Here is a 17,368-nt window from a genome sequence, read left to right as displayed (position 1 = left end):
GCGGTCCTCACTTCTTTCCGGCGGCCTGCTGGACGGCGTTCACGATCTTCGGGTAGCAGCCGCAGCGGCAGATGTTGCCGCTCATCCACTCGGCGATCTCCTCCCGGGAGCCGGTGTGGCCCTCCTGGATGCAGGCGACGCCGGAGAGGATCTGGCCCGGGGTGCAGTAGCCGCACTGGAAGGCGTCCTGGTCGATGAACGCCTCTTGCAGCGGGTGGAGTTGGTCGCCGTCGGCCAGGCCCTCGATCGTGGTGACCTCGGCTCCTTGCGTCCGCACGGCGAGGGTGAGGCATGCGTTCTGGCGGCGGCCGTCGACCAGGACGGTGCAGGCCCCGCAGGCGCCGGCGTCGCAGCCCTTCTTCGAGCCGGTCAGTCCCAGGTGCTCGCGCAGCAGGTCCAGCAGGGAGGTGCGGTTGTCGACCGTGACCGTGTGGCGGGTGCCGTTGACAGTCACGGTGAGGCGGCTGGAGGGCGCCGAGGCGGCGGCTGTCGCCTCGGGCTGGGCCAGGAGGTCGGTTCCGAGGACGCCGCCGGCGGCCACGGCGGTGCCGACGGCCGTACCGGTGGCGATGAAGGTGCGCCGGGTCGGCGCTGTACGCGACTCCGGCTCGGCGGTCCCGGCTACGGATTCGTGTGGGACGGGTTCGGTGGGCATGTGGGGAGACCTTCGCGTCGTGGACAGGGGGTCGACACAGCGGTGGCGCCCGTGCGGGGGGGCAGGGCCCCACCGCCTCCTGGCGCCCAGGAGGGTCGCGCTAGTTCGGCTCGTACGAGAGCGAGAGCCAGGCGTCGTGACTACCCGGCCGGAAGCGGTTACTGGGCGGTGTAGCCGCCGTCGACGGGCAGGGCGATGCCGGTGACGTAGCTGGCGCCGTCGCTGCACAGCCACAGCACGGCTTGGGCGATCTCGTCGGCGGTACCCAGCCGGTCGATGGCCTGGCCCGATTCGGCCTGGCTGCGGTCGAGTTCTCCGCCTTCGACCATGGCGTCGACCATCGGGGTGCTGATCGTGCCGGGACAGACGGCGTTGACACGGACACCGCGGGAGCCGTATTCGAGGGCGGCGCTCTTGGTCAGGCCCATCACCCCGTGCTTGGTGGCGTGGTAGGCGGCGCGGCCGGGGTTGCCGACCAGACCGCCCAGGGAGGAGCAGTTGACGATGGCCCCGCTGCCCTGGGCGCGCATGTGGCGCAGTTCGTGCTTCACGCTCGCCCAGATGCCGCGCAGGTTGATGGCCTGGACGCGGTCGAACTGCTCCGCGCTCTCGTCGGCGGCGTCGGTGGGCGGGGGCATGATGCCGGCGTTGTTGTAGGCCACATCGAGCCGCCCGAACGTCTTCACGGTGCGGTCGACGGCAGCAGCGACCTGGTCCTCGTCGGAGACGTCGCAGACCAGCGCGAGGACCTGGTGGCCGTCATCGGCGAGCTGCTTGGCGGCGGCGTTCACGGCGTCCTCGTTGATATCGGCGAGCGTGACGGCGGCCCCCGAGGCGGCGAAGGCGCGGGCGGTTGCCAGGCCCATGCCGGAGCTGGCACCGGTGACGAAGGCGACCTGTCCGGAGAAGTCGTAGGTGGGGTTCATGACGGGTGCTCCCGACCAAGGTGTGCGGACGTGGAGTTCAGCGTGCGGTCGTCGCGGTTGCATCGGCTGCCTGCTGCGGCTCGCCGGTGCCGGTGGTGTGGTGGGCGACGATCCGGGAGGGGCGGGTGGTGCCGCTGAGGGCGAGGGCGATCAGTGGCAGCAGGGTGAGTGCGGCGAGGACTGCGCCGGTCAGGGCTGGTCCGGTGAGCCCGAGCGAGGAGTCCAGAGCCTGGCCCGCGAGGGCCGAACCCGCGGCGATGCCGGTGTTGTACGCGGAGGTGGTCAGCGCCGAGGTGAGGGTGGGCGCGTCCCCGGCGAAGCGGACGGCGAGGGAGGTGACGACCGGGTTGACGGTGAATCCGGTCAGTGCCATGCCGAAGACCAGGGCGATCGCGGCCACCGGGCTGTTCGAGGCCGGGACCAGGGCCAGCAGGATGAGGGCGGTGGCCGCCGCCGCGGTGATCGTCGTGGTCATCGGGCGGCTGTCCCCGAGGTGGCCGCCGATGGCGGTTCCGCTCAGCGCGCCGATACCGAAGGCGATCAGGACCAGCGGCACGGCGCCGGCCGGGATGCCCGCCCGTTCGGTCAGCAGCGGTGTGATGTAGGTGTACGTCGCCAGGACCCCGCCCATGATCAGCACGGCAGCGCCGAGCGCCAGCCACAGCCGTCCCTGCCCGAGGGTCCTGAACTCGGCCCGCACCGACACCTCGGCCCGCTGCTCGGTACGGGGGATGAACCGGCCGACGAAGGCGGCGGCCAGGGTGGCGAGGACGGCCAGCGCCCAGAAGGGGCCGCGCCAGCCGGTGTAGTGGCCGACGAACGAGCCGATCGGCACGCCGACGACGTTGGCCAGCGTGAGGCCGCCCATCATGACGCCGACCGCCCGCGTGGCGCTCGCGGGCCCGGCGGTGGTGGTGGCGATGACGAAGCCGACGGCCCAGAACGCGCCGGTGGCCAGGGCGGTCACCACGCGGGCGGTGAGCACGACGGTGAAGGAAGTACTGAGCGTGGCGACGGCGTGCCCCACCGCGAAGACGACCAGCGCGCCGACGAGGGTGTGGCGCCGGGGCAGGCGCAGGGTGGCCATGGCCATCGTGGGCCCGCCGACGATCATGCCGACGGCGAATGCGGTGATCAGCAGGCCGGCGTGCGACACGCTCACGTTCAGGTCGGCGGCCATCTCGGGCAGGAGCCCTGCGATGACGAACTCGGTGGTGCCCATCAGGAACGTGCCGGCGGCGAGCACCCAGACGACGAAGGGCAGTCGGTCGGGGGCGGACCCGGTGGCGGAGGGCATGCGAAAGCTTCTTCCCGTACGAGGAGGGTGGTGGGCGAGGTCAGGAGGCAGCCTCGATGGTGATCAGGTCGGCCCCGGACAGCCGGTCGGCGTCGGCGTCGATGTGGCCGAGGATCAGCAGGTCGGAGGAGGCGGAGGGGCCGTCCTTGTAGAAGATGGCGAGGTTGCCCCACGGGGCGTAGTAGGTGAGGTCCCCGGTCTTCGGTGCTTGTGGTTCGGGGGCGTCCTCGGTGGTCAGCTTCCTCGGCGGGTCGGCGACCCGCTCGGTTCCGTCGAAGTCCTCCAGGTCCAGGGTGAGGGGGAGCAGGGAGGCCAGGTCTCGGGCGGCGGGACTGTCGTTCAGGGTCGCGTCGACGGGCCGGCCGTCGATGGTGACGCGGATGTCCATCGGAGTGCTCCTGTCTGATGCGGACGGGCTCGCTGACGCCGAAGTCTGCGGCTGCCCGGACGCCGGGGCGGACGATGACGTGGTGGTGGAGGGGGGCTGCTCGGCGGGTGAGCCGTCGGAGCAGGCGGTCGCGGCCAGCAGCAGCACGCCGGTGGTGGCCGTGGCGGTCAGGGCCCGGCGAAGGGAGAAGGCCATGGGGCGTCGTCCTGCGGGTCGGGCAGGGGCTCGGCGTAGTGGCGGAAGCCCTTGCGTTCGGTGTGCAGGCCGTACAGCCGCTCGGCCAGCGCCTCGGGGCTGGAATGCGCGGAGTCGGGGCTGATCGCCCCGGGCACGATGAGCTGCGCGGCGTGGATGTTCTCCGGGGCGAGCGCGGTGTGGAGCATCGCCGCGTAGGCACTCTCGGCGGCGAACGCGATCGAGGTGCCGGCCCGGTCGGGGTGCGGGCGCACCGCGCTGCCGCCGTTGACGAACAGCAGCGTGCCCCGGCCGAGCTCCCGCATGCCGGACAGGACCGCGTTCACGCAGGTGAGCGGCCCCTTGACGGAGAAGGCCAGCGGATCGTCCAGGTCGGCCGCGGTGGTGTCCAGGACCGGCTTCATGAAGTCGCCGCGGGGCACCGGGCTGAACTGCAGGATCTCGATGGGCCCCAGCGTGTCCCCGGCTTCGCGCAGGGCCTCGGTGAGGGAGGCGGGGTCGAGGACGTCGGCAGTGAAGCCGCGGGCGTGGATGTTCTCCCTCGCCAGTTCGGCTGCGAGGTTGTCCTGGTGCTGGGCGCTGCGCGAGAGGAGGGCGACGCGGTGGCCGGCGGCGCCGAAGCGACGGGCGGCCGCGAGCCCCAGGCCGGGGCCGGCGCCGACGAGGGCGAAGGTGGTCACGGTGGTTCTCCTCCATAACGTGGGCGCGGCGGGCCGTACGTATCAGGACCGCCCGAGGGAAGAGCGGTGTGGTGCACGGGGAGTCTTGACGGCGCGGCGTTCGTCCATGGCCGTGCAGCCGTCGGCGACCTGAACCAGGGTGCTCGGGTTCAGCCGGTGGCCGGGGCTGTGGCGTACTCCTCGTCGGTGACGGGGTTCAGCCAGTGCACGACGTCGTGGTCGTCGTCACTCTCGTTGATGGCCAGGTGGACCATCAGCCGGTTCGGCGCGGCACCGTGCCAGTGCTCCTCGTCGGCCTCGAACAGGACGCGGTCGCCGGGCCGGATGACTTCCACCGGTCCGCCCCGGCGCTGGCACAGTCCGATCCCTTCCGTGACGAAGACGGTCTGGCCCAGCGGATGGCGGTGCCAGTGGGTGCGGGCACCGGGCATGAAGTGCACCAGGGACGCGGTGACCCGGGACGGGGCGGGTGCCGCGGCGACGGCATCGATGTAGACGTCGCCGGTGAACCAGCCGGCCGGACCTTTGGCGGTGTCGATCGAGCTGCGAGTGATCTGCACGGTTGCTCCTCGTGCGAGTGCGGGGCGGGTCAGGGGGTGAGGAGGGTCTTGATGGCGCGGCGCTCGTCCATGGCCCTGTAGCCATCGGCGACCTGGTCAAGGGGGAGGGTGAGGTCGAAGACCTTGCCCGGTTCGATCGCGCCGGTCAGGACGCGGTCGATGAGGTCGGGCAGGTAGCGGCGTACGGGGGCGGGGCCGCCGCGCACGCCGACGTGGGAGAAGAACAGCTCCTGTCCGTCGATCGCGACCTCGTGCGGGACGCCGACGAAGCCGACGTTGCCACCGGGGCGGGCCGAGTGGAGGGCCTGGCTCATGGACTGGGCGGTGCCGACGCACTCCAGCACACTGTCCGCGCCGATCCCGCCGGTCATCTCCTTGATCCGGGCCACCCCCTCCTCACCGCGCTCGGTGACGATGTCGGTCGCGCCGAACTCGCGGGCGAGCCTCTGCCGGGGCTCGTGGCGGGACATGGCGATGATCCGCTCCGCTCCCAGTTCCCTGGCGGCGATCACCGCGCACAGGCCGACCGCACCGTCACCGACGACCACGACGGTTGAGCCAGGCTTGACCTCGGCGGCCTCCGCGGCCCACCAGCCGGTGCCCATCACGTCCGAGACGGCCAGCAAACCGGGCCAGAACCGCTCGTCCGGCACGCCGTCGGTGGCGACCAGCGTCCCCTGGGCGTTGGGGATGCGGACGTAGTCGGCCTGGCAGGTGGACATGAACTCGCGGTTCAGACAGCTCGACTGGAACCCGTTGCGGCAGTTCGCACAGGTGTTGTCCGAGGTCGCGAACGAGCCGACGACGAACTGGCCCGGCTTCACTGCGGTCACCTCCGGCCCGACCTCCTCCACGAAACCGACGTACTCGTGACCCATCGGATGCGCCGCGTCGGTGGGCTCCGCACCCCGATACGGCCAGAGGTCCGAGCCGCACACGCACGTCACGGCCGTGCGGATGATCGCATCGGTCGGCTCGATGATCTTCGGGTCCTCCAGAATCTCGAAGCGGATGTCGCCGGGAGCGTGAATCACTGCGCCGCGCATGAGAGGTTCCTTTTGCGTACCGGGTAGAGGGTGCGGACCCGGAGCACGGGTGGCGGACCGCCCGAGCCGGGTGCGGAACCCCGCCTTCACCGCCCTCGGGGCCGGAAGGAGAAGCACCACGTATTTCAGGTAACTCGCTCTTCCCGCGCGTAGCGAGTCACTGACAAGGGGTGTACCGGCAGTACATCCCTATCGCCGCGTGCGGGACGTACCGTCGAAGGCATGGACAACCGTGAGGAGGTCCGCGAGTTCCTCACCTCGCGGCGCGCGAAAATCACCCCCGACCAGGCAGGGCTGCCCTCCGGATCCCGCCGCCGTGTGCCTGGCCTGCGCCGCAGCGAGGTCGCGGCGCTCGCCGACATGAGCGTCGAGTACTACTCCAAACTGGAGCGCGGCAACCTCGCCGGAGTCTCCCCGGCCGTCCTCGAAGCCCTCGCCCGCGCCCTGCAGCTCGATGACGCCGAACGCGCCCACCTGCTGAACCTGGCCCAGGTCGCCGACGGCTCCGACGCCCTCACCCGCCCCCGCCGCCGTACCACCACCCGGCAGTGGACACCCCACCGCAGCCTGCAATGGACCCTGGACGCGATCACCGCCGGACCGGCGTTCGTCCGCAACGGCCGGATGGACATCCTCGCCGCCAACCGGCTCTTCCACGCCTTCTACACCGACGTCTACGCCACCCCCGACAACCAGCAGAACCTGGCCCGCTTCACCTTCCTCGACCCCGCATCCCGCCGCTTCTACCCGGACTGGGACGCCTTCGCCGACATCACCGTCGCCATTGTGCGTGCGGAAGCCGGCCGCAACCCCCACGACAAGGACCTGCACGATCTCGTCGGGGAGCTGTGCACCCGCAGCGACGTCTTCCGCACCCGGTGGGGTACGCACAACGTCCGCCACCACGGCACCGGCACCAAGCACTTCCACCACCACGCCGTCGGCGACCTCTCCCTTGCTTTCGAGGGCCTGGAGATGGCCGCCGCACCCGGCCTCACCCTCACCATCTACACCGCCGAGCCCGGCTCACCCTCCGAAGAAGGACTGCGTCTGCTCGCCACCTGGGCCGCCACCCAGGAAGCCGACCCAGACTCGGAGCGATCTGCGACCAGCTGACCGCGTCAGCGTCCAACCCCATGGGGTTCGGCACTGTCGGCGCACAGATACCCCGGGAGGTCCCGCTGTACGTCCGCCGCGCGCCGGCCGTTGCGCGCGTGGGCGACGACGCTGTGCCCGCGTGTGAGGCGGTGGGCGGCGGTGAGCTGGCCGAGACCGCCGGCGGAGCGGTCACCAGGATGCGCTTGCTGTCCTTCTTCGGGATCGGGCCGACGTTCTCCTGGGCGTAGCGCAGCTCGTCGGGCACTTCCTGCGTGTTGTAGTCCCCGACGCCGAACCTGTCACCGCTGCCCGCTGCGTAATTGATCGCCATCATGGGAGCCGACCGAGCCGGCCGGACGCCGCGCTCAGACCGGGATGCGCACCCGCGCCGCCGAGCAGTATCGGCTCAAGGCCCGTATCCGAAGCCCGCGTCGAAGACCCCGCTGAAGGATGCTCTGTCAGTACCTCCCTTGACAGGGACTCCCTCTCCTTCGCGAGAAGAGCTTCGCTGGGCGCCGAACACCCCAAGGCGTCTGGAAGGACCGACTCGGCATGCGCTTCATCACGACTTCGGCACCGCTGGCTCGCACCAGCATCCGTCGCGCCAGGCTGGCGACAGCGTCCCTGCTCTCCGCGACGATGCTCCTTCTGGTCTCGGCGGGGGCCGCGCAGGCGCATCATGGGTTCGACGACTTCGACACCGACCGCCTCCACTACATAGCCGGTACCGTTTCGCAGGTCCGCTGGGGCGAGCCGCACTCCTACTTCACCGTGACCGTCGAAGACGGCCTCCCCGCCGATACGCCCGAGCGCGATCTGCCTGATGGACTGCGGGACGCCGCCGACAGCGACCCGATCAACGCCGCACCGTCCTACAGCGGTCCTCACGACGAGCTGGCGGTCACCATCGCGCCGCCAAGCTTCACGTCGATGTGGGGCCTCGACCGCAAGCTCAACGACGGCGAACGGATCGAAGCCGTCGGCTACGTCGGCAAGAGCCACGACGACGAGTTCCGTCCGGTCGTGTTCTGGGTCGGAGACGGGAAGCCCGTCAACCAGGTCCTCAACGAGGAACTCCCGGCAACGCCGCTGCCGGTCCCGTACCCGCAGGGCGACGCACCGTCCGCTGACGCCGACCAGGATTCGCCGTCGGCCTCAGCGGAATCCGAGGACACGTCACCGACTGCGGTGTGGGCCGCAGTCGGTGCCGTACTGGTCGCCGCCATCGCGGGCGGGGTCTTCTACCTGCGAGCCCACTCGCGCCGAACGTGATGGTGCTCGTCATGGACAACGTCTTCTCCTGGCTGGAGGACACCTGGTTCGCCGAGGCCGTCCGCGGCACGGCCTACCTGTATCCGATGCTCGAAAGCGTCCACATCATCGGCATCGCCCTCCTTGTCGGCCCAGCCGCAGCCTTCGACCTCCGGCTGCTCGGGCTCGGCCGACGGGCGCTGCGGGTGACGACCGCAGCCAACTACCTTCTCCGCCTGTCCCACCTCGGCTTCGTGATCGCGGCAGCCACCGGCGTGGCCATGTTCCTGCCCGGGGCGAGCCTCGTCGCCGACCGTGGCAGTGCTCCGTGGAAGCTCGGCCTCATCCTGCTCGCCGGTCTGAACATCCTGATCTTCCACCGGCGGGCCTACCGCAGCGTCGCCGACTGGGATACGGACCAGCCGACACCTGTCGCGGCCCGCCTCGCCGCGGTCGTCTCCCTCACCTCGTGGTCAGGTGCCACGATCGCGGGGAGACTCCTGGCCTACACCTGAACACCACCTGGGCCGGACGATGTTGGTCGCACCCGCTCAGCCGGCCGAAGTGGTCTGTGTCGCCTCGCGTGCTTCGGTGAGGGCTCGCTGCCTGAGGTGGCCGCCGAACAACTGCATCGTGGTAGCGGCCAGGATGTCATCCCTGCCGATGGTCCGCCCGTCCCCCCTGCGGGTGGACGGGGCCCGGAGGGAATCCGCGAGAGACGGGGGCGGAGCCGGTTCGTCCGACATCACAGGGGTGACCGTACCGAAACGTCTGACCCCGCCCTCGCGGACGACCATGGCCGCGTCCCGGGCGAGGTCCGTCAGGAACACGCTCGCGATTCCGTCCAGGTCACGGACCATCGCTGGGACGGCCGTGGCCCTCTGGCTCCGCAGCAGCTTCCGGACCCCCGCCTCGAACCTGTGGGCGCCGACCACCGCACTCGGTTTGCGCGACCTGCTGCGCTTACGAGAAGGCACGATGACACCCTCGGCGTCGTACAGGACACCGGTCAGGCCTTGAAACGTCGGGCTGTGGTCGTACCACTTGTGTCCCACCTCGAGCTCGACGTTCCGGTCGATCGCCGAGAGAAGGTCCCGGGGAATCAGCTTCTTCCGGGCCTCCGCCGCCGCCGCTCTCCTCGCGCCGTCGATGATTGCCGTCAGCACTGTCCGCGTCACCGACGCGGCGGCCCACGCGGCCGACCGAGAGACGTGCATCGAGGTCACGTCCCTGAACACCGCTTTGACGAGAGAAGGCTTGAACGGCGAGGAATCCATGACCGAGGCGGTCTCGGGACCGCTGCGTTCAGGACGTGCGGGCTGTGTGGTCATCGGAAGAAGCGCTCCCTGCTGTCGGAGTTGTGAGGCCCGCACTTCACCACGCAGACCCGCTCTCTTCCCTCATCCTCCGTCGAAGCGGCACCCCGTCAAGGGCCGGACGGGCACGTCCCGACGGCCGGGTCGATGATCAGCCACCTCCCGCACGCCCTCGTACCGTGGCACTGCGTACCCCGCCCACCAGCACAGCTCTCGACCCTTGTCGGAGGTGCGGACAGGTGGGGCAGGAAAGAGGGCTCAGCTGCCCAGGGTCGTGCCGAACGCCGGGGCGCCCGAGGTGGAGACGCCGGTGGCGGACGGGCCGAACTCCGAACAGTTCGTCAGGTCCTTGAAGAACCAGACCGCGCCGTCGCCCCGTCCTCGCCCGGGCTTACGACCGTGAGGTCCGCCTTGCCGTCCTTGACCGTGTCGGCGAGCAGGACGTGGCCGCCGAAGCGGTCGTTGTCCTCCGAGGGAGCACGCCTTCCACCTGCAGTGCAAGAACCAGAAGGTCGACTTCAGCGATGTGGGCCGTCGTCAACTGGCAGACGTGACCAGGCGCTGCGCCGCCGCCAGGGAGCGTGGCGACAGCCTGTTGCTCGCTCCGTGACGGCGTAGAGCACCCCCGGCGTCCTGCCGTGTGATCGTCTTCTCACCGTTCACCGGCAGGCGGCACAACGGACGGCTCCCGCAGGCCAGGTGCCTGCGGGAGCCGTCCCGGTGTCGGCGGGGTGTGGCCGGTGACGTCGTCCCAGTGGAGCGTGCGGTCGCACCAGCGGTCCAGGAGCACCTGGTCGTGACCCACGGCGAGCAGGCCGGCGCCGGTGGCGGCGCGGTAGTCCTCGACGGCGGCCACCAGCGCGGCGGTGGTGGACGCGTCCAGCATCGCGGTCATCTCGTCGCAGATCAGCCAGCGTGGGCGTAGTACGAGTGCGCGGGCGAGGCAGGCGCGTTGGAGCTGGCCGTCGCTCACCTCGTGGGGGCGACGGTCCAGCAGGTCAGGGGTGAGGCCGACAGCTGCGGACAGTTCGGCGACGCGTTCGGGAATCTCGTCGCGGCGACCGCCCGCGCGCGCGGGTTCGGCGATCAGGTCGGTGAGCCGCAGCCGGGGGTCGGCGGAGAGGCGAGGCTGTTGGAAGACGACGCCGACGGCGGTGCGCAGTGCGCGCGGGGCGCGGTGGCGCCAGCGCCGTACGGGCTCGCCGTCGAGCATCAAGGTTCCGGCGTCGGGGCGGTGCAGCAGGGCCGCGACGCGGGCGAGGGTGGATTTGCCGCAGCCGCTGGGGCCGAGGAGGCCGACGGCCTCGCCGGGTGCGACGGTCACGGTGGCGTTGCGGACGACGGGAGTCCTCCTGTCGTATCCGGCGGTGATGTCGTGCAGTTCAAGCACGGATGTCCTTCGGTACGTGCGGGTGGTGGCAGGCGAGGCCGCTGGTCGTCGGGGGGAGCGCGGTGCAGGCGTCGGTGGCCCGCTCGCAGCGCGGGACGAAGGCGCAGCCGTCGGGGAGGTCACCGAGTTCGGGCGGCATGCCGGGGATCGGGGTGAAGGCGCGGTCGGGGAGGGCGTTGAGGAGGCCGCGGCTGTACGGGTGGCGGGGGCCTGGCGTGCCGAAAAACGTATCCGAGTCGGTGAGTTCGACGATGCGTCCCGCGTACATCACAGCGATCCGGTCGGCGATGCGTTGGGCGGCAGCGAGGTCGTGGGTGATCACCAGCAGGGCCCGTCCCGGACCGCCGTCGTGGCCGTCGGCGTGGCGCCGTAGTTCGTCGACCGTGTGGTCCACCAGGTCGCGGTCAAGCCCGGTGGTCGGTTCGTCGGCCAGCAGCAGGGGCGCGTCGCCGAGGAGGGCGAGGGCGGTCGCGGCGCGTTGGGCGAGTCCGCCGGAGAGCTCGTGCGGATGGCGGTCGAGGTGGTCCGTGGGGAACGCGGCGCGTTCAGCCGCTGCCTCGGCTGCGGCCCGGACGGCGGCACGCCCCCGGACGGCGGTCAACGCGGCGACCGTTTCCTCCAGTTGGGAGCGGACCGTGCGCACCGGTGTGAGATGGGCTGCGGGGCTTTGCGGGATGAGCCCGATCAGTCGGCCCCTTACCGTGCGGGCGAGGGTGCGTTCGTCGGCGGCGATCAGCTTCAGGTCGCCCAGGCGGGCCTCGCCCGTGGTCTGGGCGTTGGCGGGGAGCAGGCCCAGGAGAGCGGAGGCGAGGACCGACTTGCCGCAGCCGCTTTCGCCGATCAGGGCGAGACACTCGCCGGCCGCCACGTCGAAGTGTGCGTCGGTGACGGCGGCGATCCGGCGGCCGCCGGGCATGAGGAAGCGCACAGACAGCCCGCGGACCGAAAGGACGGGGGGTCGCTCGGTCACAGCATCAGCTCCGATCGGCGGCGGGGGTTGATCCGCTCCCGCCAGGCTCCGGCGAGACCGGCGATGGCGAGGGTGGGGACGATGATGAACAGACCGGGAAAGAGGGTGGGCCACCACTGCCCGGCGAGCAGCGATCCCCGGGCTCCCTGGATGAGGGTGCCGAGGCTGGCCGTGTGGGTGGGCAGGCCGAGCCCGAGGAAGGACAGGGCCGACTCATGCCACATGGCGTGCGGCACCATCAGCACGGCGGCCAGTGCGGCCTGCGGCAGCACGGCCGGCAGCAGATGCCGTACCGCCACCCGCCAACGGGACGCACCCCCGGAGACGGCGGCGTCGATGTACGGCCGGGAGCGCAGGGAGAGCACCTCCGCGCGGACTATCCGAGCGGTGGACAGCCAGTGGGTGAGGGCGACCGATACCACCACCGGCCAGACGCCGGGCCGGAACATGGCGACGATGAAGATGCCGAGCAGCAGATGGGGTACGGAAGAGAACGTGTCGACCACCCGCATGACGCCCCGGTCGACCCAGCCGCCCAGGGCTCCGGCGGTCGCCCCGACGGCCGTGCCGATCACGGTCGCCGTGAGCGCCGCCGTCACTCCGACCAGCAGGGAGACGCGCAGGCCGTAGACGCAGCGCAGGAGCAGGTCGCGGCCGAGGTCGTCGGTGCCGAAGGGATGGGACGAGCTCGGCGGCAGCAGCTTCGCGCCCAGGTCGACGGCCTGCTGGTCGAGCTGCACCAACGGCGGTACGAGGAGGACGGCCAGGACCGTCGCGGTCATCAGCGTGGCCGAGACGCGCACGCGTACCGCCCGGGTGGAGCGGCGGTTGGTGCCGTAGGACCGCCAGGCGGTCTCGGCCGTAGGTTCACATGTCACTGAACTTCACCCTCGGGTCGAACAGGCCGTAGAGCAGGTCGGCGAGCAGGTTGCCGATGAGTACGGCGGCGGTGGCCAGCGTGGTCAGCGCGGCGAGCAGCGGGAAGTCGACGGCGGTGGCCGCTTCCACGGTGGCCGCCGCGATGCCGGGCCAGCTGAAGACGCTTTCCACCAGCAGGGCACCGGTGATGAGTTCGGGCACGCGGGAGCCGACCAAGGTCAGGACCGGCAGCAGTCCGGAGCGCAGAGCGTGGCCGAGCAGGACGGTGCGTTCGCTCAGCCCTCTTGCACGGGCGCCGCGTACGGGGTCCTCCGCGAGGGCGTCGCCGACACCCTGGCGGACGTACAAGGTGAACCACGGGAGTTGGGAGACGGCGAGCACCCCGGCCGGCAGTACGAGGTGGCTCGCGACCTGCCCCGGCGTGATCTGCTCGCTCGCGGTGTCGGTGAGACCGCCCGCCGGGAGCACACCCCACTGGAGGGCGAACAACCAGATCACGAGCAGGGCGATCCAGAAGACGGGTGCCGACTCCAGGGCGTAGGCGAGGGCGGTGACGATCCGGTCGAGCACGGATCCGGGACGGCGGGCCGCCAGTACTCCGAGCACCGTGCCGGTCAGCACGGCCACCGCGAACGCGACCGCGCACAACAGCGCGGACCACACGAGGCGTTCGCCGATGACCTGGGCGACCGGCTGTCGCATCACGCTGGACTGGCCGAGGTCGCCGCCGAGCGCGGAGGTCAGCCAGTTCCACCAGCGTGTAGTGAACGGCTGGTCCACGCCGAGGTTGTCCCGCAGCCGCTCCAGCGTCTGCGCGTCGGCGCCGAGCGCGGCCGTACCGGCGTACGCCTTGACGGGGTCGAAAGGGGAAGCGGCGGCGATGGCGAAGACGCCGAAGGTGACGACGAGGAGGACGGGGGCCGCGAACAGCAGCCGCCGCCCCGCCAGGCGTGCCATCGCGCCCCAGGGCAAGGAAAGCGTCACTTTTTCGGCTGCCAGGTTTCGAGGTTCCACCACGGACCGCTGGCAAAGCCGTGCTCGTGCGGCTCGACCTGCGTGGTCAGCCCGTCCCAGCGGTCGGCCAGGACGTAGACGTGGTTGATGTGGGTGAGGAAGGTGTATCCGGGGTTTTTTACCAGCTCGCGCTGGAGTTCCTCATAGGCGGCCTTCCGGGTCGCCGCGTGCGAGCTGCGACGGCCGGTGTCGAGCGCCTTGTCCACGACTGCGTCGTCGTAACGGGCCATGTTGTTGAAGCCGTCGCCGGCGAGGGAGGAGTGCAACAGTGTGTAGAGACCGAAGTCGGGGTCGCCGTTGCTGCCGAAGCCGGCGAGGACCGCGGTGTTGTTCATCCGCGGCTCGATGACCTCCCAGGTGGCGCTCTCCGCCTTCACCTCGATGCCGGCCTTCTTGGCGTCGGAGGCGTAGGCGAGTGCGTGGTCCTGGCGAACTTTGTCGCCCGAGGGGTAGAGGAGGGTGAAGGACGCCCGCTGTCCGTCCTTGGCGCGGATGCCGCCGTCGCCGGTCTTCCAGCCCGCCTGGTCGAGGATCCGCTTGGCCTTGGCGAGGTCCTGCTTGCGTTCGATGCCCTCGGCGAACCAGGGGTCGTCGACGGGCAACGGTCCGTATGCCGGGTGGCCTGCGCCGTCGAGGATCTTGTCCACCATGGTCTGGCGGTCCACGGCGGCGTCCAGGGCCTGTCGGACGGCGCGATCGCCCGTGACCTTGTTCGCCGTGGGGAGGGTGACGGTGCGGAAGTCGTACGTCTTCGTGTCGTACGTCTTCTTCCCCTTGTCGTTCTTGAAGGTGGCGGCGAGGTTGGGCGGGAGCACCGCGCCGTCGAGGTCGCCGGAGCGCAGCCGGGTGGCGCGCACGTCGTCGTCCTCGATGATCGCCATGGTCACCTTCTTCACCTTCGGCGCGCCGCCCCAATAGGTGGGGTTGGCCTTGAAGGTGAGCTTCTCGCCCTTGCTCCAGCCGGCGAGGACGTACGGGCCGGTGCCGACCGGCTCGGTGTTGAAGGCGCCGGTGTTGGGGTCCTGCCTGCCTGCGACGTGCTCAGGCACGATCGGCAGCACCGTGCGCCCGGCGAAGGGGGCGTAGGGGTACTTCAAGGTGAAGACGACCTTGTCCTCACCGTCCGCCCGTACCTCCTCGATGACGTCCAGCTCGCTGCGGGAGGTGTTGTTGGTCTTCGCGTCGAGGATCGTCTTGTACGTGAAGACCACGTCGGCGGAGGTGAGCGGTTCGCCGTCGCTGAACTTCACGCCGTCGCGCAGGATGTAGGTGTAGGTGAGGCCGCCGTCGCTGACCTGGGGCAGCGCCTTCGCCAGCGCCGGTCTCAGCTTCAGGTCGGTGTCCCGGGCGAGCAGACCGTCGAAGATCTTCGAGTTGCCGTCCTTGCCGTAGCCGAGCAGCGGACTGAGCGTGTCCGGCTCGGAGGCGACCCCGATCACGACGGAGTCGGCCGCATCACCGCTGCCCGTGTTGCCGGGGGCCGAGCAGGCGGCGACACCAGTGAGTATCGCCGCAGTGGCAGCTGTCCGTATCCGTCGGACCGTCATGGACCTCACACCCTTATTGAAGAAGTAAAGCGGTTGCATGTTAGTCGCAATAAGGGCTGCTCGGTGAGCCGGAGGGCAGTCCGCCGCTCGCATCACTCGGTGGCCGGTTCGCCGCATACCTAGTAGGGCCGGGGCACGCCACTCGCCGGGTCGGTGGTATCTGACGACGTGAGCGCCTTCGGGCCGAGATCACCTACGGTAGGCGGGACTCGAGCGGCAGCGCCGTCCCGACGAGGGGGCTCGGACGATCCCGGGGCGGTCTCACCTGCAAGATTCATCTCGCCGGAGAGTGCGGGCGCCGTCCGCGTGGGGCGGTGCCCCGCAGCTCATTTCCGTCATGGAGCGTATCCGCGTGGGTCGCCTCGGTGGCGGGTGCCCTCGCATCCGACCGGACCATCTCGGCGGTGACAGGGCGTACTCCTCGCGCCGTAACCGCCGCTGCCTGCGCCGACGGCAAACCAAACACACCGTCCCCGAACCGGGCAATCAGCGGGCCAACCGAAGCGCCGCGGCAGTCGCGGCGGGAGGCCCACCGGTTTGGACAGGGCGGTCTACAAGCGAAGGAATGAAGTCGAGCGGACGATCAACGCCCTCAAGAACTTCCGGGCCGTAGCCACGAGGTTCGACAAGCGTGCCCATGTCTTCCAGGGCACTGTGACTGTCGTAGCGATCCGGCTCTGGCTTCGGGGGTAGATCCATTATCCCCGTGCGGGGAAGTGTTTGTCACCGTTCTCCAGAATGATCTTTACGCCTGATGTGCGCCTTTAGGCTCGGGCGCGACGGGCACAACACGCTCATCTGATCTGGGAGTTGAGAGTGACGCACGACATTGCCGCGCTGGCCGTGGAGCTCGCGGACATGGCTGCGGCCGACCATCAGTCCGCAGTTCGCGCGAACAGCGATGACCCTGCCGAGCAGCTGGCCTGGCGGCGGCTGACCGCCCGGCACGGTGACCGGCTGGGCGAGATCATGGACGACTGGGGCTGGCCGACGGCAGAACTGGTCGGTGAGGAGGCCGCACGCGCAGCATGGCTGATCGCCCAGCACGCCGACCGGCAGCTCGATATTCAGCGGCGCGCCCTCCACCTGATGCAGCAGGCGGTGTCAGCAGGCTTGGCCAGCCCGCGCGAGCTGGCCTTCCTGCGCGACCGCACGCTGGTCAATGAGGGCCGCAAGCAGCTCTACGGCACTCAAATCGCCGGCGTGAAGGACGGGGCACCGATTCCGTGGCCTTGTGAAGAGCCCGAGCGCATGAACGAACTCCGTGCAGAGGTCGGCATCGAGCCCTTCGACGAGTACGTTGCCAAGTTCTCCCTGGCCTGACGCGCTGTTTCCCAGTCGCGTGCTGCAGATCACCGCCAGGGCTCGCCTGCCACAGGCATGATCGGCGCCGCCCTCACCGGCGTGGCCGTCGCCGGGGCCTTTCCTTCACCACAAGATCCGCACCCGCGGCCCCAGCGCTAATGCCCAGCCGACGCGCGAGCAGGAGAGCACCACCGGGGCGCCGACACCGGACGAGAGGACTGAGGCGTGAGCACTAGGGTCCGTCTTCGAACGGATTCTGCCCGGAGCAGGAACGATGCGAGGGTGACCGCTGCTTCGTAGGAGGTGGCGGTCTTCTCGGATCTGGTGGCGATGCCGCGGAACCCTTTGAGCCGGTTGAAGCAGCGCTCAATGACGTTGCGGCGGCGATAGGTCTCCCGGTTGAGTGCAGGCGGCCGCCCGCCGCGGTGACCGCGATTGTGCCGGTGCCGTCGCTGGTCGGTCCTCTCTGGGTAGGCGCGGAAGCCGCGGGAACTGTAGGCCTTATCTGCAATGACATGGTCCGGCCGGCAGCGCGGTCGGCCCAGGCCGGTGCGAGGCACACGGATCCGTTCCGGGAGAGGGTGTGCGCAGACGCTGTCATGGCGTTGGCCCGGCGCGTCACGAGGATCGCGAGGGGGCGGCCCTTGCCGCCGCAGGCGAGGTGGATCTTGGTGGTCAGCCCGCCTCGGGATCGGCCGAGGGCGTGATCGTCCGGTTCGTCCGGCCGGCGGATCCCCCTTTTCGGCCGGTGGCGGCGGCGTGCTGGTGGGCGCGGGGGATCAGTGAGAGATGCTAACAGTTGGCGTTGCGCTGGGCTGGGGGCGCCAGGCGGAGGCCACTGGCTGGGCCGG

The 17,368-nt window shown here is 70.3% G+C and carries 18 protein-coding genes and 3 pseudogenes; 7 read left to right on the top strand and 14 right to left on the bottom strand.

Annotated elements, in window-relative coordinates:
- Positions 1-7: 7 nt before the first annotated feature.
- The 7 genes from ACIBBD_RS29340 to ACIBBD_RS29310 all read right to left on the bottom strand — a co-directional run bounded on the left by ACIBBD_RS29340 (position 8) and on the right by ACIBBD_RS29310 (position 5,747).
- Positions 8-655, bottom strand: coding sequence for a (2Fe-2S)-binding protein (locus ACIBBD_RS29340; protein ID WP_399422562.1), 648 nt, complete (start codon positions 653-655; stop codon positions 8-10).
- A 158-nt stretch (positions 656-813) separates the two neighbouring features.
- Entirely contained in the window at positions 814-1,581 is a 768-nt protein-coding gene (locus ACIBBD_RS29335) for an SDR family NAD(P)-dependent oxidoreductase (protein ID WP_399422561.1), read from the bottom strand.
- 37 nt (positions 1,582-1,618) lie between these two features.
- Positions 1,619-2,878, bottom strand: coding sequence for an MFS transporter (locus ACIBBD_RS29330; protein ID WP_399422560.1), 1,260 nt, complete (start codon positions 2,876-2,878; stop codon positions 1,619-1,621).
- A 40-nt stretch (positions 2,879-2,918) separates the two neighbouring features.
- Positions 2,919-3,461, bottom strand: coding sequence for a cyclophilin-like fold protein (locus ACIBBD_RS29325; RefSeq protein ID WP_399422559.1), 543 nt, complete (start codon positions 3,459-3,461; stop codon positions 2,919-2,921).
- Positions 3,434-4,141, bottom strand: coding sequence for an SDR family NAD(P)-dependent oxidoreductase (locus ACIBBD_RS29320; protein ID WP_399422558.1), 708 nt, complete (start codon positions 4,139-4,141; stop codon positions 3,434-3,436). Before ACIBBD_RS29320 ends, ACIBBD_RS29325 begins: the two co-directional genes overlap by 28 nt.
- A 149-nt stretch (positions 4,142-4,290) precedes the next feature.
- Entirely contained in the window at positions 4,291-4,701 is a 411-nt protein-coding gene (locus tag ACIBBD_RS29315; protein ID WP_399422557.1) for a cupin domain-containing protein, read from the bottom strand.
- A gap of 29 nt (positions 4,702-4,730) precedes the next feature.
- Positions 4,731-5,747: a zinc-dependent alcohol dehydrogenase family protein gene (locus tag ACIBBD_RS29310; protein ID WP_399422556.1), complete on the bottom strand. Its 1,017-nt coding sequence runs from the start codon at positions 5,745-5,747 to the stop codon at positions 4,731-4,733.
- Positions 5,748-5,969: 222 nt separating this feature from the next.
- Between ACIBBD_RS29310 and ACIBBD_RS29305 the strand changes: the two genes are divergently transcribed.
- The 4 genes from ACIBBD_RS29305 to ACIBBD_RS29290 all read left to right on the top strand — a co-directional run bounded on the left by ACIBBD_RS29305 (position 5,970) and on the right by ACIBBD_RS29290 (position 8,611).
- Positions 5,970-6,863 carry a helix-turn-helix transcriptional regulator gene (locus ACIBBD_RS29305; RefSeq protein ID WP_399422555.1) on the top strand — a complete coding sequence of 298 codons (894 nt, stop codon included), beginning with the start codon at positions 5,970-5,972 and terminating at the stop codon, positions 6,861-6,863.
- A gap of 20 nt (positions 6,864-6,883) precedes the next feature.
- Positions 6,884-7,093 carry a hypothetical protein gene (locus ACIBBD_RS29300; RefSeq protein WP_399422554.1) on the top strand — a complete coding sequence of 70 codons (210 nt, stop codon included), beginning with the start codon at positions 6,884-6,886 and terminating at the stop codon, positions 7,091-7,093.
- 304 nt (positions 7,094-7,397) lie between these two features.
- Positions 7,398-8,117, top strand: coding sequence for a DUF6152 family protein (locus tag ACIBBD_RS29295; protein ID WP_399422553.1), 720 nt, complete (start codon positions 7,398-7,400; stop codon positions 8,115-8,117).
- A gap of 11 nt (positions 8,118-8,128) precedes the next feature.
- Positions 8,129-8,611, top strand: a complete 483-nt coding sequence (locus ACIBBD_RS29290; protein WP_399422552.1) for a hypothetical protein — start codon at positions 8,129-8,131, stop codon at positions 8,609-8,611.
- Between the two features lie 36 nt (positions 8,612-8,647).
- Here ACIBBD_RS29290 and ACIBBD_RS29285 read toward each other — a convergent pair whose 3' ends face one another.
- Positions 8,648-9,427, bottom strand: coding sequence for a hypothetical protein (locus tag ACIBBD_RS29285; RefSeq protein ID WP_399422594.1), 780 nt, complete (start codon positions 9,425-9,427; stop codon positions 8,648-8,650).
- Positions 9,428-9,887: 460 nt separating this feature from the next.
- Between ACIBBD_RS29285 and ACIBBD_RS29280 the strand changes: the two are divergent.
- Positions 9,888-10,022: pseudogene (locus ACIBBD_RS29280) on the top strand (Fe-Mn family superoxide dismutase); the annotation flags it as partial.
- Positions 10,023-10,064: 42 nt separating this feature from the next.
- Here ACIBBD_RS29280 and ACIBBD_RS29275 read toward each other — a convergent pair.
- From ACIBBD_RS29275 to ACIBBD_RS29255, 5 genes are read right to left on the bottom strand one after another with little or no spacing between them, the layout of a single operon-like run.
- Entirely contained in the window at positions 10,065-10,802 is a 738-nt protein-coding gene (locus tag ACIBBD_RS29275) for an ABC transporter ATP-binding protein (protein WP_399422551.1), read from the bottom strand.
- On the bottom strand, positions 10,795-11,772 hold the full coding sequence (locus tag ACIBBD_RS29270; RefSeq protein ID WP_399422550.1) for an ABC transporter ATP-binding protein: 978 nt from the start codon (positions 11,770-11,772) through the stop codon (positions 10,795-10,797). The genes ACIBBD_RS29275 and ACIBBD_RS29270 overlap by 8 nt, the downstream gene beginning before the upstream one ends.
- Positions 11,769-12,650, bottom strand: coding sequence for an ABC transporter permease (locus tag ACIBBD_RS29265; protein ID WP_399422549.1), 882 nt, complete (start codon positions 12,648-12,650; stop codon positions 11,769-11,771). The genes ACIBBD_RS29270 and ACIBBD_RS29265 overlap by 4 nt, the downstream gene beginning before the upstream one ends.
- Complete coding sequence (locus ACIBBD_RS29260) at positions 12,640-13,608, bottom strand: ABC transporter permease (protein WP_399422548.1); 969 nt, start codon at positions 13,606-13,608, stop codon at positions 12,640-12,642. Before ACIBBD_RS29260 ends, ACIBBD_RS29265 begins: the two co-directional genes overlap by 11 nt.
- A gap of 23 nt (positions 13,609-13,631) precedes the next feature.
- Positions 13,632-15,212, bottom strand: a complete 1,581-nt coding sequence (locus ACIBBD_RS29255) for an ABC transporter substrate-binding protein (RefSeq protein ID WP_399422547.1) — start codon at positions 15,210-15,212, stop codon at positions 13,632-13,634.
- A 227-nt stretch (positions 15,213-15,439) separates the two neighbouring features.
- Here ACIBBD_RS29255 and ACIBBD_RS29250 point away from each other — a divergent pair.
- Positions 15,440-15,905 (top strand): annotated as a pseudogene (locus ACIBBD_RS29250) (transposase); the annotation flags it as partial.
- Positions 15,906-16,028: 123 nt separating this feature from the next.
- Positions 16,029-16,535: a DUF6624 domain-containing protein gene (locus tag ACIBBD_RS29245; protein WP_399422546.1), complete on the top strand. Its 507-nt coding sequence runs from the start codon at positions 16,029-16,031 to the stop codon at positions 16,533-16,535.
- Between the two features lie 245 nt (positions 16,536-16,780).
- Here the strand turns inward: ACIBBD_RS29245 and ACIBBD_RS29240 are convergent.
- Positions 16,781-17,303 (bottom strand): annotated as a pseudogene (locus ACIBBD_RS29240) (IS5 family transposase); the annotation flags it as partial.
- Positions 17,304-17,368 lie beyond the last annotated feature (65 nt).

Origin of the sequence: Streptomyces sp. NPDC051315 (assembly GCF_044455165.1) — a bacterium.
GTDB lineage: Bacteria > Actinomycetota > Actinomycetes > Streptomycetales > Streptomycetaceae > Streptomyces.
The sequence above is the reverse complement of the archived record's forward strand: the minus strand, read 5'-3'. Positions and strand labels throughout refer to the sequence as shown.

Excerpts from the sequence above, each read along its gene's own strand:
- ACIBBD_RS29335 (WP_399422561.1), bottom strand. The coding sequence starts at position 1,581 with ATGAACCCCACCTACGACTTCTCCGGACAGGTCGCCTTCGTCACCGGT.
- ACIBBD_RS29255 (WP_399422547.1), bottom strand. The coding sequence starts at position 15,212 with ATGACGGTCCGACGGATACGGACAGCTGCCACTGCGGCGATACTCACT.
- ACIBBD_RS29295 (WP_399422553.1), top strand. The coding sequence starts at position 7,398 with ATGCGCTTCATCACGACTTCGGCACCGCTGGCTCGCACCAGCATCCGT.
- ACIBBD_RS29285 (WP_399422594.1), bottom strand. The coding sequence starts at position 9,427 with ATGACCACACAGCCCGCACGTCCTGAACGCAGCGGTCCCGAGACCGCC.
- ACIBBD_RS29300 (WP_399422554.1), top strand. The coding sequence starts at position 6,884 with ATGGGGTTCGGCACTGTCGGCGCACAGATACCCCGGGAGGTCCCGCTG.
- ACIBBD_RS29305 (WP_399422555.1), top strand. The coding sequence starts at position 5,970 with ATGGACAACCGTGAGGAGGTCCGCGAGTTCCTCACCTCGCGGCGCGCG.
- ACIBBD_RS29330 (WP_399422560.1), bottom strand. The coding sequence starts at position 2,878 with ATGCCCTCCGCCACCGGGTCCGCCCCCGACCGACTGCCCTTCGTCGTC.
- ACIBBD_RS29325 (WP_399422559.1), bottom strand. The coding sequence starts at position 3,461 with ATGGCCTTCTCCCTTCGCCGGGCCCTGACCGCCACGGCCACCACCGGC.
- ACIBBD_RS29260 (WP_399422548.1), bottom strand. The coding sequence starts at position 13,608 with ATGGCACGCCTGGCGGGGCGGCGGCTGCTGTTCGCGGCCCCCGTCCTC.
- ACIBBD_RS29340 (WP_399422562.1), bottom strand. The coding sequence starts at position 655 with ATGCCCACCGAACCCGTCCCACACGAATCCGTAGCCGGGACCGCCGAG.
- ACIBBD_RS29310 (WP_399422556.1), bottom strand. The coding sequence starts at position 5,747 with ATGCGCGGCGCAGTGATTCACGCTCCCGGCGACATCCGCTTCGAGATT.
- ACIBBD_RS29290 (WP_399422552.1), top strand. The coding sequence starts at position 8,129 with ATGGACAACGTCTTCTCCTGGCTGGAGGACACCTGGTTCGCCGAGGCC.